At 48.8% G+C, this 13,656-nt stretch carries 17 protein-coding genes; 1 reads left to right on the top strand and 16 read right to left on the bottom strand.

Annotation, left to right across the window (positions count from 1 at the left end; genetic code table 11):
- Positions 1-2 precede the first annotated feature (2 nt).
- Genes MKR94_RS14050 through prmB form a run of 5 tightly spaced genes read right to left on the bottom strand, consistent with a single transcriptional unit; the run spans position 3 to position 4,262 of the window.
- A complete protein-coding gene (locus tag MKR94_RS14050; protein ID WP_241647503.1) occupies positions 3-548 on the bottom strand; it encodes an elongation factor P hydroxylase in 546 nt (181 codons plus the stop codon).
- Positions 549-566: 18 nt separating this feature from the next.
- A complete protein-coding gene (locus tag MKR94_RS14045) occupies positions 567-1,361 on the bottom strand; it encodes a TSUP family transporter (RefSeq protein WP_241647502.1) in 795 nt (264 codons plus the stop codon).
- Positions 1,362-1,370: 9 nt separating this feature from the next.
- Positions 1,371-2,195 (bottom strand): penicillin-insensitive murein endopeptidase, encoded by an 825-nt coding sequence (mepA, locus tag MKR94_RS14040; RefSeq protein ID WP_422047533.1) that lies wholly within the window; start codon positions 2,193-2,195, stop codon positions 1,371-1,373.
- Between the two features lie 13 nt (positions 2,196-2,208).
- The gene (aroC, locus tag MKR94_RS14035; protein ID WP_241647500.1) at positions 2,209-3,288 is read right to left on the bottom strand and encodes a chorismate synthase; all 1,080 of its coding nucleotides are present in this window, start codon (positions 3,286-3,288) and stop codon (positions 2,209-2,211) included.
- A 38-nt stretch (positions 3,289-3,326) separates the two neighbouring features.
- Positions 3,327-4,262, bottom strand: coding sequence for a 50S ribosomal protein L3 N(5)-glutamine methyltransferase (gene prmB / locus MKR94_RS14030; protein WP_099824190.1), 936 nt, complete (start codon positions 4,260-4,262; stop codon positions 3,327-3,329).
- A 173-nt stretch (positions 4,263-4,435) separates the two neighbouring features.
- On the opposite strand from prmB, the gene smrB reads away from it, so the two are divergent.
- Positions 4,436-4,984, top strand: a complete 549-nt coding sequence (gene smrB / locus MKR94_RS14025) for an endonuclease SmrB (protein ID WP_241647499.1) — start codon at positions 4,436-4,438, stop codon at positions 4,982-4,984.
- A 19-nt stretch (positions 4,985-5,003) separates the two neighbouring features.
- Here smrB and sixA read toward each other — a convergent pair whose 3' ends face one another.
- The 11 genes from sixA to ccmA form a co-directional block, all read right to left on the bottom strand.
- Positions 5,004-5,486 (bottom strand): phosphohistidine phosphatase SixA, encoded by a 483-nt coding sequence (sixA, locus tag MKR94_RS14020; protein WP_048912358.1) that lies wholly within the window; start codon positions 5,484-5,486, stop codon positions 5,004-5,006.
- Between the two features lie 214 nt (positions 5,487-5,700).
- Positions 5,701-6,480: a phospholipid-binding lipoprotein MlaA gene (gene mlaA, locus MKR94_RS14015; protein WP_099824184.1), complete on the bottom strand. Its 780-nt coding sequence runs from the start codon at positions 6,478-6,480 to the stop codon at positions 5,701-5,703.
- 20 nt (positions 6,481-6,500) lie between these two features.
- The gene (gene ccmI / locus MKR94_RS14010; protein WP_241647526.1) at positions 6,501-7,712 is read right to left on the bottom strand and encodes a c-type cytochrome biogenesis protein CcmI; all 1,212 of its coding nucleotides are present in this window, start codon (positions 7,710-7,712) and stop codon (positions 6,501-6,503) included.
- Positions 7,712-8,170, bottom strand: a complete 459-nt coding sequence (locus MKR94_RS14005; RefSeq protein WP_241647498.1) for a cytochrome c-type biogenesis protein — start codon at positions 8,168-8,170, stop codon at positions 7,712-7,714. The genes ccmI and MKR94_RS14005 overlap by 1 nt, the downstream gene beginning before the upstream one ends.
- Positions 8,170-8,727 (bottom strand): DsbE family thiol:disulfide interchange protein, encoded by a 558-nt coding sequence (locus MKR94_RS14000; protein WP_241647497.1) that lies wholly within the window; start codon positions 8,725-8,727, stop codon positions 8,170-8,172. The genes MKR94_RS14005 and MKR94_RS14000 overlap by 1 nt, the downstream gene beginning before the upstream one ends.
- A complete protein-coding gene (locus tag MKR94_RS13995) occupies positions 8,724-10,685 on the bottom strand; it encodes a heme lyase CcmF/NrfE family subunit (protein ID WP_241647496.1) in 1,962 nt (653 codons plus the stop codon). Before MKR94_RS13995 ends, MKR94_RS14000 begins: the two co-directional genes overlap by 4 nt.
- The gene (gene ccmE / locus MKR94_RS13990) at positions 10,682-11,161 is read right to left on the bottom strand and encodes a cytochrome c maturation protein CcmE (protein ID WP_241647495.1); all 480 of its coding nucleotides are present in this window, start codon (positions 11,159-11,161) and stop codon (positions 10,682-10,684) included. The genes MKR94_RS13995 and ccmE overlap by 4 nt, the downstream gene beginning before the upstream one ends.
- Positions 11,158-11,382, bottom strand: a complete 225-nt coding sequence (gene ccmD, locus MKR94_RS13985; RefSeq protein WP_241647494.1) for a heme exporter protein CcmD — start codon at positions 11,380-11,382, stop codon at positions 11,158-11,160. Before ccmD ends, ccmE begins: the two co-directional genes overlap by 4 nt.
- Positions 11,379-12,119: a heme ABC transporter permease gene (locus MKR94_RS13980; RefSeq protein WP_241647493.1), complete on the bottom strand. Its 741-nt coding sequence runs from the start codon at positions 12,117-12,119 to the stop codon at positions 11,379-11,381. The genes ccmD and MKR94_RS13980 overlap by 4 nt, the downstream gene beginning before the upstream one ends.
- Before the next feature lie 31 nt (positions 12,120-12,150).
- A complete protein-coding gene (gene ccmB, locus MKR94_RS13975) occupies positions 12,151-12,807 on the bottom strand; it encodes a heme exporter protein CcmB (protein WP_277755677.1) in 657 nt (218 codons plus the stop codon).
- On the bottom strand, positions 12,807-13,421 hold the full coding sequence (gene ccmA / locus MKR94_RS13970; protein WP_241647492.1) for a cytochrome c biogenesis heme-transporting ATPase CcmA: 615 nt from the start codon (positions 13,419-13,421) through the stop codon (positions 12,807-12,809). The genes ccmB and ccmA overlap by 1 nt, the downstream gene beginning before the upstream one ends.
- Positions 13,422-13,656: the final 235 nt, after the last annotated feature.

Below are 13,656 nucleotides of genomic sequence, written 5' to 3'. Positions count from 1 at the left end.
ACTTATAACGTCTCAGGCCATGGGAATTGTTCGCTATGTAACGGTTCCGTATTGTAAAAATCCTGTAGAGCGGCAACCAATCGAGCAGGACGCTCAGGTAACCCTTGTTCGAGATAGTGCATCACTTGTGCATGCACTTTACGCTGAAAAGCAACACGATCCGGCTCACAAGTGCCTTCAAGATTGTCGCAGCTAATATTAAACGTAAATCCGGCAGCAACCGAAAAGATCCATTCTAACGCTTGAGGTTTAATTTCAACCTGTTCAAATTGCGCTTGGGTCGTTTCATCCCGCCCGTCAGGGCAATACCAATAGCCAAAATCGACCTGTAATCGGCGCTCTGGTCCGGCGATACACCAATGTGAGATCTCATGAAGTGTGCTGGCGTAATAACCATGAGCAAAAACAATTCGATGATAGTCACACGTCTCATCGGCGGGTAAATAGATAGGTTCATCCTCACCCTTTACCAGTCTTGTACTAAAATCATCAAAGAAACAGTGATCAAATATCCTGATCATGTCCTGATAATCGTGTTGCTGAGTCATAAAGTATTCTTCGTATAATTATAAACCGATGCTATGCATCAGCGCCGCCCCATGGCTGTCCCACAATAGTTTGGCACTCATCACCATCGACACCACTACGACCATTGGTCGTATCAACTTTTGCCCACGGCTTAACACCAAGCGAGCCCCTAATCTGGCACCGCAGACTGCACCGATAAGCATGATGGCACCTAGGCCCCAAACCACTTTTCCACCCATCATAAAAAACAGTAAGCTGGCAAAGTTGGATGTAAAATTAAGTAGCTTGGCATGCGCTGTCGCTTTGGCAAGATTAAAGCCCGCCAAGGTGACAAAACCTAAAGCATAAAAAGAGCCGGCCCCCGGTCCAAAAAAACCATCATAAAAGCCGACACAGCCACCGCCAACACAGGCGTAGGCCAGTCCTTCGAGACGGGCAACCTTATCCGCCTCGCCTAATTTTGGCATGAAGAGAAACCACAACCCAATGCCGATCAGCAGCAATGGCAGTATCTGACGTAAAATATCCGCCTTGAGATGCTGGATAGTAATGGTTCCGACAACTGCCCCAACAAAGGTAAATAATATATTTAACCACTGTTGACGCAGGTCAACAGCCTTGCGTCGGACAAAATAGAGGCTCGCAGAAAAGGAACCACCTACGGATTGTAATTTATTGGTGGCTAATACTTGGGCGGGGGATAAGCCAGCGGCTAATAAGGCCGGTACCGTCAATAACCCGCCACCGCCAGCAATCGAGTCGATAAAGGCGGCAAGTACTGCCACAAAAAACAGTAAAACGACCAGTCCAGGCGTTACAACAAACCAATCCATGTGGATCCCTTACAGTAAATGTTTGTCCAATAATGCTTGGCAATTGGCGGGCAGGACCGGTGGCTTAGGTTTCACCGGATGTACACCAGGTTTCGGTGGTTCGAACCAGCTTTGTAACTCTGCGCCACATCCGTCACCGGCTGGCGGCGGTGCCTGTTCGACGCATTGTGTATCATTAGCTGGGCAATGTAATCTCACATGCATGTGGGCGCGGTGCGCGAACCAAGGACGAACTTTTTGTAACCATTGACGATCACTCCCCGCATCCAAACATAATTGCTGTTTAATCGCCGGGTTAACAAAGATACGCGCAACCTGCGGATCTTCAGCAGCTTGGCGCACCATCGTATCGATATCCCGGCTCCAAAGACGACTTACAACAGACTTATCGTCGGCGGTGACCAAATCAAGCGGCTGTGGATGCAGCAACTGCTGAGGTGTCCAACGCTGGCGAGGAAGCTGTAACCAGATGTCGACATCTAAGCCTATTTGATGGCTGGCATGGCCACTGCTAAAGCGCCCTCCCGCTGGCATCCCCATATCGCCAATTAACACGGTACCGGATGTCTGCTGCGCAATATCTTGGCTAAAACGTTGGATAAATTGAATCAACAAAGGATGACCGAAATAGCGGTGTTGATCTTGGCGCATTACTTGATAATGCTGCGCCTCAAGCGGTAGTGCTTGCGCCCCGATGATACAGCCGTTTGCATAGCTACCAATCGGTTGTACAGGCCCCGCGATCGGTTGCTGAATTTTTTGCCATGGCGTCTGAGCAACGGCTGCACACGCTGAAGCAATAAATAGAGCACTGCCGGCCATCCACTGTTTCATCATAGTCGTTGCCTTATTTCTGAGGGTGTGAGACATCAGCGCATTGCGCACGATGTCTTAGCAAATGATCCATTAACACAATAGCAGTCATCGCCTCGGCAATGGGTACGGCGCGGATGCCGACACAAGGATCGTGACGACCGCGCGTAATCATGTCCACTTCTTCACCTTGGCGAGTAATGGTTTTCCCCGGCACGGTAATACTCGACGTAGGCTTCAACGCGATAGAGGCAGTAATTGTTTGTCCACTACTGATACCGCCTAAAATGCCGCCAGCGTGATTACTTTGAAAGCCATCATGACGGATCTCATCACGGTGTTGACTACCGCGTTGCTCGACCACCTCAAAACCGTCGCCAATCTCGACACCTTTTACGGCATTGATGCTCATTAAGGCGTGCGCGAGATCGGCATCGAGACGGTCAAATACTGGCTCGCCTAGTCCCACGGGGACATTTTCAGCGACCACGCTGACTTTCGCGCCGATCGAATCACCTTCTTTTTTTAAGCCACGCAGTAGCGCGTCCAGTGCCTCAAGTTGATCACTGTCAGGTGAAAAGAACGGGTTTTGTTCAACCTGTGACCAATCTTTCAATTCGCAACAGACGTCACCCATCTGCGCCAAATAGCCGCGAACAACAACATTATGCTGTAGTTGCAGGTATTTCTTAGCGATAGCACCGGCAGCGACGCGCATCGCCGTTTCGCGCGCCGAGGAGCGGCCCCCCCCGCGGTAGTCGCGAAAACCATATTTTTGATCGTAGGTAAAATCAGCATGGCCAGGGCGGTACAACGCTTTAATTTCACCGTAATCTTGTGAGCGCTGATCGGTATTTTCAATCAATAAACCAATCGAGGTTCCGGTCGTTTTCCCCTCAAACACACCCGACAAAATTTTGACTTGATCAGGCTCGCGACGCTGTGTGGTGTAACGTGAGGTACCCGGACGACGACGGTCTAAATCATGCTGTAAATCAGCTTCTGTTAACGGAATGCCCGGCGGCACACCATCGACAATACACCCGAGTGCGATACCGTGTGATTCACCAAAGGTGGTGACACGGAAAAGTTGACCAATTGTATTTCCAGCCATGTTTTATCCTTATCGTTAATCTATGCTGAAAAATCGACTTATTTCGTCGAATACTTTTCAAAAATAGGCTTACAGTCCAGAAGCTGTTGATAATCCAACATAAAGACGCCATCGCCCCCTTGCTCAAATTCCAGCCAAGTAAAGGGTACTTCTGGGTACTGCTCAATCATATGCACCATGCTGTTACCCACTTCGCAAATCATCACGCCCTCTTCACTCAGGAATTCGGTCGCTTGTGCCAGCATGCGATTCACTAGGATCAAGCCATCGTGACCCGCAGCCAAGCCTAATTCCGGTTCATGACGATATTCATCAGGTAAGTCATCCATATCCTCTGCATCAACATAAGGAGGATTCGTGACGATAAGATCGTATTTAATCGGTGGGATATTATCGAACAGGTCTGAACACAGTGGGGTAACCTGATGCATCATGCCATGGGCATCAATATTCTGCTCGGTGACGGCTAAGGCATCCGGCGAGATATCGGCCGCATCGACTTCCGCATCAGGGAAAGCATATGCGCAAGCAATCGCAATACACCCGCTGCCTGTGCAGAGGTCGAGGATATGGCGTGGCGAGCGATTAATTAACCCAGAGAACCCATGATTAATTAATTCACCAATCGGGGAGCGCGGGACTAATACGCGTTCGTCGACGTAGAACTCGTGACCGCAGAACCATGCTTGATTGGTCAAGTAGGCGACCGGTATACGCTCGAATACACGACGGGTGACACGCTCCACAATCAATTCACGCTCTGAACGCGTTAACCTTGCCGTGCGCATCTCTTCAGGCAGATCGAGAGGAAGATGTAGGGTAGGTAAAACGAGTTGAACCGCTTCGTCCCAAGGATTATCTGTCCCATGACCATACCAAATATCGGCGGCGGAAAAACGGCTAATTGTCCAACGTAACATATCCTGGATGGTATGCAGGTCGCTTACCACCTCTTCGGCAAAAAATTTATCCACATGCCCTCCAGGGCAACTAACAAAACTTTACCTAGTTTGCCACGAACTTATGCTAAATTCAGCTTCAATAGACGGCTATTTTCACCTCTGCTCAGTAATTGATAAGAGAAATTTGATTTTTGATGCATTGCCGTTAAAAATGACAAGATAATAATTTAGTAGCTGGAACGACGATGAGCCGTAAAGCCCCCCTTGATAAAGACGATCTTGACCTATTTAGAACACTCATGGGTGACACGCGTCGTCTCAAGCAAGATACCGTCTTGCATCCGCTAGCGAAGAAAATCGAGCGCGCCCTCCCGCAAAAAAGAATTATTAGCGAACAGGTCGATAACAGCCACTATTTTTCCGACGAATATCAGCCATTACTCGCAGAAGATGGTCCAGTGCGTTATACCCGATCCGATGTCAGCCCCTATGAGGTTAAAAAACTCCGTCGGGGTGATTATACCCCTGAGATTTTTTTAGATTTGCACGGATTGACTCAGCAACAAGCAAAAAAAGAGTTGGGTGCGATGATCGCGGCATGCAGGAGGGAGCGTCTTTTTTGTGCGTCAGTCATGCATGGACATGGTAAGCACATACTTAAACAACAAACACCGTTATGGTTGGCTCAGCATCCACATGTCATGGCGTTTCATCAAGCACCAAAAATGTTCGGCGGGAATGCGGCAATTTTGATGCTGATCGAAGTTGACGAGCTAGCAACGCCCCTCTTTTAATCTTCCGATCAGCATTAACTTACATTGCCGTGGCAAGACGTGACGGACTTTCCTGCCAGCATAGGGTGCCGCGCGCTGATTTGGCATCATAGTCGATATGCGCGATACCCGCTGTGGCAAACATGGGCGGGCACTGCTCTGGACACAGGGTCGAGACTAAGTAGCCGACTAGAGGCAAGTGGGAGATAATCATCACGCTCTCCACCCCTTCGCTCGCTAAGCCTTGAAGGTAGTCACCGACGGCTTGAGCATCACCGGATGGCGTCAGCATCTCTAAGGTTTCAACCTCACCGCGTGTTGTGACGTTTTCAGAGAAAGCGTTGAATGTCTGTTGCGCGCGCAAAAAAGGGCTGACCAACGTCATATCGAAAGCAGGTTGTTGTACTGCTAGCCAACGAGACATTTGCTGGGATTCGACAACACCGCAATGTGTCAACGGACGTTGCGCATCACTTGCCGCATCGAGCGCTGCGTCGCCATGACGCATTATATAAACATGCATAAAGCACCGTTACTGAAAGGGAAATTGATTCAGCGCCTGTCACTGTCTGCGCGTGAATCTGCTTTTTTACCTTAGCTCTCTAACACAGTCAACCCTAGTACGCGCCTATACCCTGCAAATCGCTGTAATCGCGAACAAAAAAAATCCCCTTAAAAAAAGAAAAACGCCCATTACTGGGCGTTTTTTGAAATAACGCAGCCTCGTGACCGCTGTATTATTCTGAGTCTATATCTTTTAAATCGCCTTGGATGGCTTGTGCGTTAGGATTATCTTCAGGCTTCAGTTTGCCACCATTGGCTAAGAAGTCATAACGCTGGAAGTAGGCATTACGGATAAAGGCATAAGGATCGCTTTGCTGATGTAAGATGCCATCAGAATCGAGTAACTGCGCACGCGTTTCGACGCCTTCGAGTACCCATTTACCCGCTGATAACCAAATTGTTAACCAGCTGAGGGGGGCGTAAAGATTATCGACATAGTCACCACCGTCTTGACGGACAGTGAAACTGCCGTAGCCGGGTAGCTCCACATAAGGACCATAACCCACACCATAATGTCCCAGCGTGCTACCGAAGCCATGGGAATGTTCGCGGGCGAGTTGCGGATTGGCTTTACCCGCCACATCGATCAATCCCCCTAGACCCAAGGTCGAGTTAAGGAAGAACCGGGTAAAGTGAATGGCAGCCCGTTCGACGTCCCCTTCCAGTAGGTAGTTCACCATCGACGAAGGCTCGTCTAAGTTGCCGAGCACATTACTAATTCCGGTACGTGCTGGAACGGGAACATAATCCCGCCATGCTACCGCGACCGGACGAACAATATAGGGATCCAGCACATCATAGTTAAAATTAAACATCTTACGGTTAAACCCTTGCAGCGGGTCACTACGTTGTGACGTCTGCTGATTTTCATCAGGTTTTGAACTCGCACATCCTGCTAAAACTAGCGTGGCTAGACTTAATGCTGCAAGCCGGTAAGAGAGGTTATTTGCCATGTTTCGCACCGTTATTATTTTTAAGGTTCTTGCTGATCAATGATGACAGACAGAGACTGTTTACCGGTAAAGTGAGTCACTGAATTCAAGCCAAACCAATCATCTTTTTCTGGTTTGGCGCTACCATCGCGAGAAATTCGTGCACGTACTTGTAACTGATGTTGAGCAGAAAGGAGCCGCTCAGGCACCATTGCATTACTGTCATCCAGAACCAAACTCAAAGGAAAATGGCTTAAGGGAATGCGTTTAACCGCGACAGGAACAGGTGAGACACCATCGGTTACAGAAATATACAATACACCATTTTGCGGTAACATTCTTTTAGCAGAAGTGCTTAAATCGATATTAACGGTTAGCTGGCTAGTTTGTAGACCCGCATTAGTTTTAGCCTGTTCGATTCCCTTCTCTACGGCATCCCGCTGAGCAGAACCCGGCGCAAGTTGAGGAAGCAACTGCTGCCAATAGCGGATCGCGTCAGAATATTTCTGTTGCGCAAAGAAATCTGCCGCTAATAACGTCAGTAGACGCGTATCCTGAGGCTGTTTTGTCAGCATATCTTGTAACAAGAGCTGGGCTTGACGGTTATCTTGTGGATCAGGCGAACGCACTAATACTTCAGCGTAATCGCTTTTTAAGCCCGCATCATCGGGTGCCAAATGTAAAGCCCTTTCGAACGCTTGACTGGCTAACTGGCTGTTATTCAGGACCATTCCCAGACGCCCCAACATCGCCCAATCTTGTACATTATCAGGGTCATTCTGTAATGAAGCGCGCAATCCTAAGGAAAATTGTTGTAATTCACCCAAGGTGAGGTGCTCAGCCCGTGGATTCATTAATCTTTCGCGAAGCTGCGGGTAATCTTGCTCGACTTGGTTCAACACCATCTGTTGCATTATCCCACCGGTTTTTAGATACATTGCCAGCGAGACGCCGATCACTACCAGAATAATCGGTAGCATTACCCAAGGCTTGCCTAATCGTACCGTATGAGTCGTGTTCTCAGGTAAGTCGGCTAATAACGAATGCTGTAATTCTGTCACCAGCTCCGACTTTTCGGTGACGATCCCTTGCGCATCATCCTCTTCGATCTCTTTTAACCGCTGTTGGTAAAAGAGTGTATTCAGTTCATCGCGTAACTGTGCGTAGTCGCGTGGTTTCCGGCCAAGGGCAACAGCGATCACGACACAGGCTACTGCCAATATCCCGAATAGCACTAACCATAAACTTCCCATCACTGTTGCTCCTTTTCGGCAATCACTCTCGCTAAACGCTGTTGCTCTTCACCCGACAGCTTGGCAGCTTGGGGGTGACGTTTGGCACGCAGGAAGATGACGACACCACCACCGATCACAAACAGTAAAGGCCCTAACCATAAGATAAGCGTAGAAGGGGTAACGGGCGGCTCGTAGGTGACGAAATTACCGTATCGGGCGACCATATAATCGATAATTTGCTGGCGAGATTGCCCTTGCTCCATCAATTGATAGACTTTTTCACGCATATCGGCTGCAATCATCGCCGAAGAATCGGCAATACTATTGTTCTGACACTTTGGACAGCGTAATGATTGAGTCAACTCTCGATACTGCTCTTCCTGTTCGACCGATGAAAAGTGGTAAGTATCGATCGCCGCCCAAACCGTGGTTGTCAGTAATAGACCCGCGAGCGCTATTAAGCATTGTCTAAACATCAGTGCGGCCCCTGCTGTGAATATTTATCCCACAATGGCTTCACTTCCTGCTGCCAGACGCGTTCATTCATATCGCCGGCATGGCGATAACGAATAATGCCGTGGCCATCGATCAAAAAGGTCTCGGGGGCACCATATACCCCGAGATCCAGCCCCAGCATTCCATCGCCATCGTATAAGCTCAACGAGTACGGATTACCAAGGGTATTCAACCAGTTAATAGCTTTAGTCCGATCATCTTTATAATTCAGTCCTACCACTCTTACGCCTTGTTCGGCTAAATGGTTCAAGTATTGGTGCTCAGCACGGCAGGTCGGACACCATGTCGCCCAGACGTTAAGCAGTAAGGGTTTTCCATCGATCAATACCTGTTGATCGAAGCGTTTACCCGGTTCAAACAGCGACTCCAGTCGAAAAGTGGGTACAGGCTTACCTATTAGAGCAGACTCAAGCCGCGTCGGATCATCGCCCTGTGCATTTCGGGTTAATTGCCAAAGCAGCACGGCGGCAAGTAATAGGAAGAGGACCAAGGGAATAAAAAGGATTTTTTTATTCATGATTTCTCACCTTTTTTCTGGGCTTTTTTCGCAGAGCGATAGCGCGGGTCTGCAATACAGAAAATCCCCCCTATAGCCATAAAGACGCCACCGAACCAGATCCACCGGACGAAAGGTTTATAGTAGATACGAACGGCCCAAGAGCCATCCTCTAGCTCTTCACCTAACGCAGCGTAAAGATCTCGCGTCACCCCTCCGCTGATCGCCGCTTCGGTCATCATCGTTCTCGCAGCCGTATAGAAGCGTTTTTCAGCATATAACACTGCCTCCGTCTTACCCTGATGCGTCACATCGATAACCCCGGAGCCGCCGCTGTAGTTCGCCCCTTGCAGAGGTTTCACTCCGCGGAAAGTAAATTGGTAATCATGAATCGAGACACTGTCACCCGCTTTCATCCTAACATCTCGTTCGACACTGTATTGGGTACTGAAGGCAATCCCTATCACTGTGACGGCCACGCCAAGATGCCCTAATACCATGCCCCAATGGCTGCGAGAGAGCTTTGTTAGCCCTTGCCAAAAACGGTGACGGTGAGTGGCACGCTCGTGTAATTCCATAATCGTCAGGATAACCACCCACAGTGACATCACTAATCCGACGACCGTCATCCCTTGAATACGATCCTGCAACCACCAAGGAATGATTATCGCGGCTATCAAGGTCACCAGCATAGCCAAGACTAAACGCTTCACTAACTTTTGGGGTTCATCACGACGCCAGCGCACCAGCGGACCTATCCCTAGGAATAAGGCAAAGGGAGCCATCAGCCAGCTAAACATAGTGTTAAAGAATGGCTCGCCAATCGAGATGCTACCTAGCCCGAGTTGCTTGTGAACCAGCGGCAGAAGCGTACCGAGTAACACCACTAACATCGCGGCAATCAGTAAAACGTTATTGCCGAGTAAAAATGACTCTCGAGACCAGAATTGATTATCAACACGACTACGGACTTTACCGCCTTTTAAGGCATACAGTAATAATGAGCTTCCGATGACGATAACAAGGAAAATCAGAATAAACATCCCGCGTGTCGGGTCGGAAGCAAAAGAGTGCACCGACACTAGCACACCAGAACGAACCAGGAAGGTCCCTAATAGACTTAACGAAAAAGCGGTAATCGCTAATAACACCGTCCAAGATTTAAAGGTGCCACGTTTTTCTGTGACCGCTAAGGAGTGAATTAACGCGGTACCGGCCAGCCAAGGCATTAGCGAGGCGTTTTCGACCGGATCCCAGAACCACCATCCGCCCCAGCCCAGTTCGTAGTAGGCCCACGCTGAGCCTAAGACAATACCGATAGTTAAAAATACCCATGCCGCGGTGGTCCAAGGCCGCGACCATCTTGCCCACGCGGTATCAAGACGCCCAGTCATCAGCGACGCAATAGCGAAGGCAAAGGCCACTGAGAACCCGACATAGCCCATATACAGTAACGGGGGATGGAAAATCAGCCCAATATCCTGCAGCATCGGATTAAGATCGCCACCATCGACGGGGTAGTTGGGTAAAGTACGGATAAAGGGGTTAGAGGTTAAGGTCAGAAATAGCAAAAATCCGAGGTTAATCATCCCCATCACTGCCAGTACTCGTGCCACAGAATCCAGTGGCATTTTTCGACTAAAGCAGGCCACGGCAAAGGTCCAACCACTTAGCATCAATAACCACAGTAATAGCGAACCTTCGTGAGCCCCCCAGGTTGCTGCAACTCGATACCAGACGGGCAGTAATGTATTCGAATTTTCGACCACATACGCAACGGTAAAATCATTCTCAACAAAGGCATTTACCAAGATTAAGAATGCGCCGACGATACACAAGAACAGGGCATAACTTAATGGACGCGCTAATGCCATCAATCGTAAATTAAGGGTTCTTGTCCCCCAGAGTGGCCAGATACTCAGCACTAGCGACAGCCCTGTGGCTAAGCATAATAGGAAGCTCCCAATCTCAGGCATCATTCGCTATTCCCCACCTGGGCTACACCCGCTTGTTGGTGATTCTTCTTCATCGCATCCTCAATTTCCGGTGGCGTATATTTCTCATCATGTTTCGCTAACACTTGCTCGGCTTTTATCAGATGGTTAGGCGCTAAGACACCTTGGGCGACAACCCCCTGCCCTTCACGAAACAGGTCAGGTAAGATCCCGATATAGCTAACCGACACTACCCCATTTGCATCATATAATTTGAAACTTACCGCAAGGGTAGTCGGATCGCGCTTAACGCTACCGGGCATGACCATCCCGCCAACGCGTAAACGTTGTCCTGGCTCCGGGATTTGATGATCATCCCCTTTACCGTTAAGAATTTCGCTCGGGGTATAGAAGAGATCGATATTCGACCGTAAGGCATACATCACCAACGCCGTGGCCATCCCCAACCCAATCACGATGGCCAATACCGTCATTAACCGCTTACGTCGACGAAGATTCATGGTTTAGCTCCCGCGTTCTGCTTGCGTTTTTTTGCAGCAAGAATCCGCTGCTCACGATCTTGCTTCGTCACGATCACCGTCAATAAGTGACGACGTTGATAAGCACTGTGTCCCACTAGAACACTCATGACTAACAAGGCTACGCATACCGAGAGCCATACATAAAAGCCATATCCGCCCATCGCCAAAAATTGCGACCAAGAATGAAATGCAGGACTCATTTTTTGCTCTCCTGTTGGGCTATCTCTCTCGCCCATGGCCGATGTTGCTCAGTGTGCAGCAATAAATTACGTAATCGACTTAACGTTAAGGTGATAAAGAAAAGTAAATACCCTAAGATCGACCAACGTAAAGGGGTACGCATTTCAGGTGCGATAGCTTGTTGCAATAGACCAGAGGAGCCTTGGTGTAAGGTGTTCCACCACTGTACCGAATAGTGGATGATCGGTAAGTTCACCACACCGACTAAAATCAAGATACTGGCAGCACGGCCAGCAGCTCTTTGATCGTCAAAGGCATGATAGAGGGCGATAATCCCCATATAGAGGAACAGCAAAATAAGCTCTGATGTGAGGCGAGCATCCCATATCCACCAAGTCCCCCACATGGGTTTTCCCCAAGCTGAGCCGGTAACGAGCGCGATTAAGGTGAAGGCTGCACCGATGGGAGCCATGGCTCTGGCCACTAAGTCCGACATTTTCATCTGCCAAACTAATCCAGTGAAAGCGCTAACGGCCATTGCCGCGTAAATCCCCATTGACCACATCGCCGCAGGAACATGTATATACATGATGCGATAGCTCTCACCTTGCTGATAATCGGGCGGTGCGAAGACAAATCCCCACCCCCACCCTAGGCCAAGAGTACATGCCGTGGCGACGGCAAGCCAAGGCAACCATTGGCCACAAAGCCGATACAGTCTTTCGGGTTTAGCCAAGAGATGTAACCATTTCCACATAACAATGCTCACTTTATAATTTTGTTATTTTTTACTGCAAACTTACCCGTAACGCCGCGGCAATCGCAAAAGGCGCTAATACTACACTGACTATCAACATGGCGGCCAAAATAGCCAGATAGCCCGAAATCGCTAGACCTTGACTGGCAGCGTCTACTGCGCTGCTTGCAAAAATAAGAATAGGAATCGCCAAAGGGAGGACCAGAAGGCTCAGTAATACCCCGCCACGCCGTAGGCCCACCGTTAAGGCAACGCCAATTGCGCCTAAGAAGCTGAAGGTGATCGTCCCCAATAATAAGGTGAGTACCAGCCCCCACCAGCCGGTAAAATTCAATGACAAAAATAATGAGGCCAATGGCGACAGGATTATCAGGGGGAGACCACTCGTCAGCCAATGTGCAAAAACCTTCGCTAAGACCACCATGGGTAAGGGGATCGGCAGCAATAGCAATTGTTCTAACGAGCCATCGAGGTAATCATCGCGAAACATCCTCTCCAACCCCAATAATGAGGCCAATAGTGCTGCCACCCATACGATTCCTGGTGCGATTCGAGCTAACAAGGTGCTCTCGGGACCGATTCCTAATGGGAAAAGCGTTACGATAATTAAAAAAAACCACAGTGGATTAATCACTTCAGCGCGATGACGGAAAGCTATTTTAAGCTCACGTAAGAGAATACGTTGCATTATTCTACCTCTCCCCTTAAGCGAAGTTTTCGGATCGGCTGAGTCGACTCGGGGAGGTCTTGGTGCGTGGTTAACACGATAATGCCATGTTGTGCCAAGTGTTCGGTAAATTTGTCATTCAGCCTCTTTACGCCCCACTTATCGATGGCGGTGAGTGGTTCATCAAGAATCCAAAGTGTCGCATCGGTTAACCATAAGCGTGCCAGCGCCACGCGCCGTTGTTGCCCTGCCGAGAAATTTGCCACTGGCGTGTCTTCGTAACCGGTTAACTCGACCTCTTCCAAGGCCTGATAGATAGCCTCACGGGTAGCATTAGGATGGTAGAAACAAAGATTTTCATAGGCCGTCAAGACCTGCTTAATACCGGGGAGATGAGCCAAATAGATCATCTGTTGCGGCCATCCTTCACAGGGTTTAAGAATGGAGCATTCATTCCAAAGGATAGAGCCTTCATCTGGCCGGCTCAACCCCGTCAATAAACGCAGTAAGGTGGTTTTTCCCACGCCATTCTCCCCTTCTATCTGCATGATTTCACCCGCAGAGAGCGTAAAAGTTAATTCTTTAAACAAGACACGTTCATCGCGGTAACAGCTGAGGTTGAGGGCTTGCAACATGATTAAATCAGTAATAGGCAATTATAATGGCCGAAACTATACCATAAGGCGTCTGATTGCCGAATCTAGTTTCAGGACAAATGTTACATAAAGGTTTAAAAAAAACGTTTTTTTGGCGATAAAACCGGCAATTTTAAAGATTTGTTACGCAATCTTATACATTAGCGAAAACTCACTTCACACATTTTGCGCAAGATAAAAAATCACACTACAATTACGGTTTGGAGCAGACACT

The organism is Rosenbergiella metrosideri (assembly GCF_022602565.1).
GTDB classification, from domain to species: domain Bacteria; phylum Pseudomonadota; class Gammaproteobacteria; order Enterobacterales; family Enterobacteriaceae; genus Rosenbergiella; species Rosenbergiella metrosideri.
Note: the sequence above shows the minus strand (reverse complement) of the source record. Positions and strands in the feature narration are given on the sequence as shown.

Coding starts and splice junctions, on each gene's coding strand:
- MKR94_RS13995 (WP_241647496.1), bottom strand. CDS start 10,685: ATGATGCCTGAGATTGGGAGCTTCCTATTATGCTTAGCCACAGGGCTG.
- ccmE (WP_241647495.1), bottom strand. CDS start 11,161: ATGAATCTTCGTCGACGTAAGCGGTTAATGACGGTATTGGCCATCGTG.
- mlaA (WP_099824184.1), bottom strand. CDS start 6,480: ATGGCAAATAACCTCTCTTACCGGCTTGCAGCATTAAGTCTAGCCACG.
- sixA (WP_048912358.1), bottom strand. CDS start 5,486: ATGCATGTTTATATAATGCGTCATGGCGACGCAGCGCTCGATGCGGCA.
- MKR94_RS14005 (WP_241647498.1), bottom strand. CDS start 8,170: ATGTTTAGACAATGCTTAATAGCGCTCGCGGGTCTATTACTGACAACC.
- smrB (WP_241647499.1), top strand. CDS start 4,436: ATGAGCCGTAAAGCCCCCCTTGATAAAGACGATCTTGACCTATTTAGA.
- ccmB (WP_277755677.1), bottom strand. CDS start 12,807: ATGCAACGTATTCTCTTACGTGAGCTTAAAATAGCTTTCCGTCATCGC.
- ccmA (WP_241647492.1), bottom strand. CDS start 13,421: ATGTTGCAAGCCCTCAACCTCAGCTGTTACCGCGATGAACGTGTCTTG.
- mepA (WP_422047533.1), bottom strand. CDS start 2,195: ATGAAACAGTGGATGGCCGGCAGTGCTCTATTTATTGCTTCAGCGTGT.
- MKR94_RS14000 (WP_241647497.1), bottom strand. CDS start 8,727: ATGAATAAAAAAATCCTTTTTATTCCCTTGGTCCTCTTCCTATTACTT.
- ccmI (WP_241647526.1), bottom strand. CDS start 7,712: ATGGGAAGTTTATGGTTAGTGCTATTCGGGATATTGGCAGTAGCCTGT.
- ccmD (WP_241647494.1), bottom strand. CDS start 11,382: ATGAGTCCTGCATTTCATTCTTGGTCGCAATTTTTGGCGATGGGCGGA.
- MKR94_RS14045 (WP_241647502.1), bottom strand. CDS start 1,361: ATGGATTGGTTTGTTGTAACGCCTGGACTGGTCGTTTTACTGTTTTTT.
- MKR94_RS13980 (WP_241647493.1), bottom strand. CDS start 12,119: ATGTGGAAATGGTTACATCTCTTGGCTAAACCCGAAAGACTGTATCGG.
- MKR94_RS14050 (WP_241647503.1), bottom strand. CDS start 548: ATGACTCAGCAACACGATTATCAGGACATGATCAGGATATTTGATCAC.
- aroC (WP_241647500.1), bottom strand. CDS start 3,288: ATGGCTGGAAATACAATTGGTCAACTTTTCCGTGTCACCACCTTTGGT.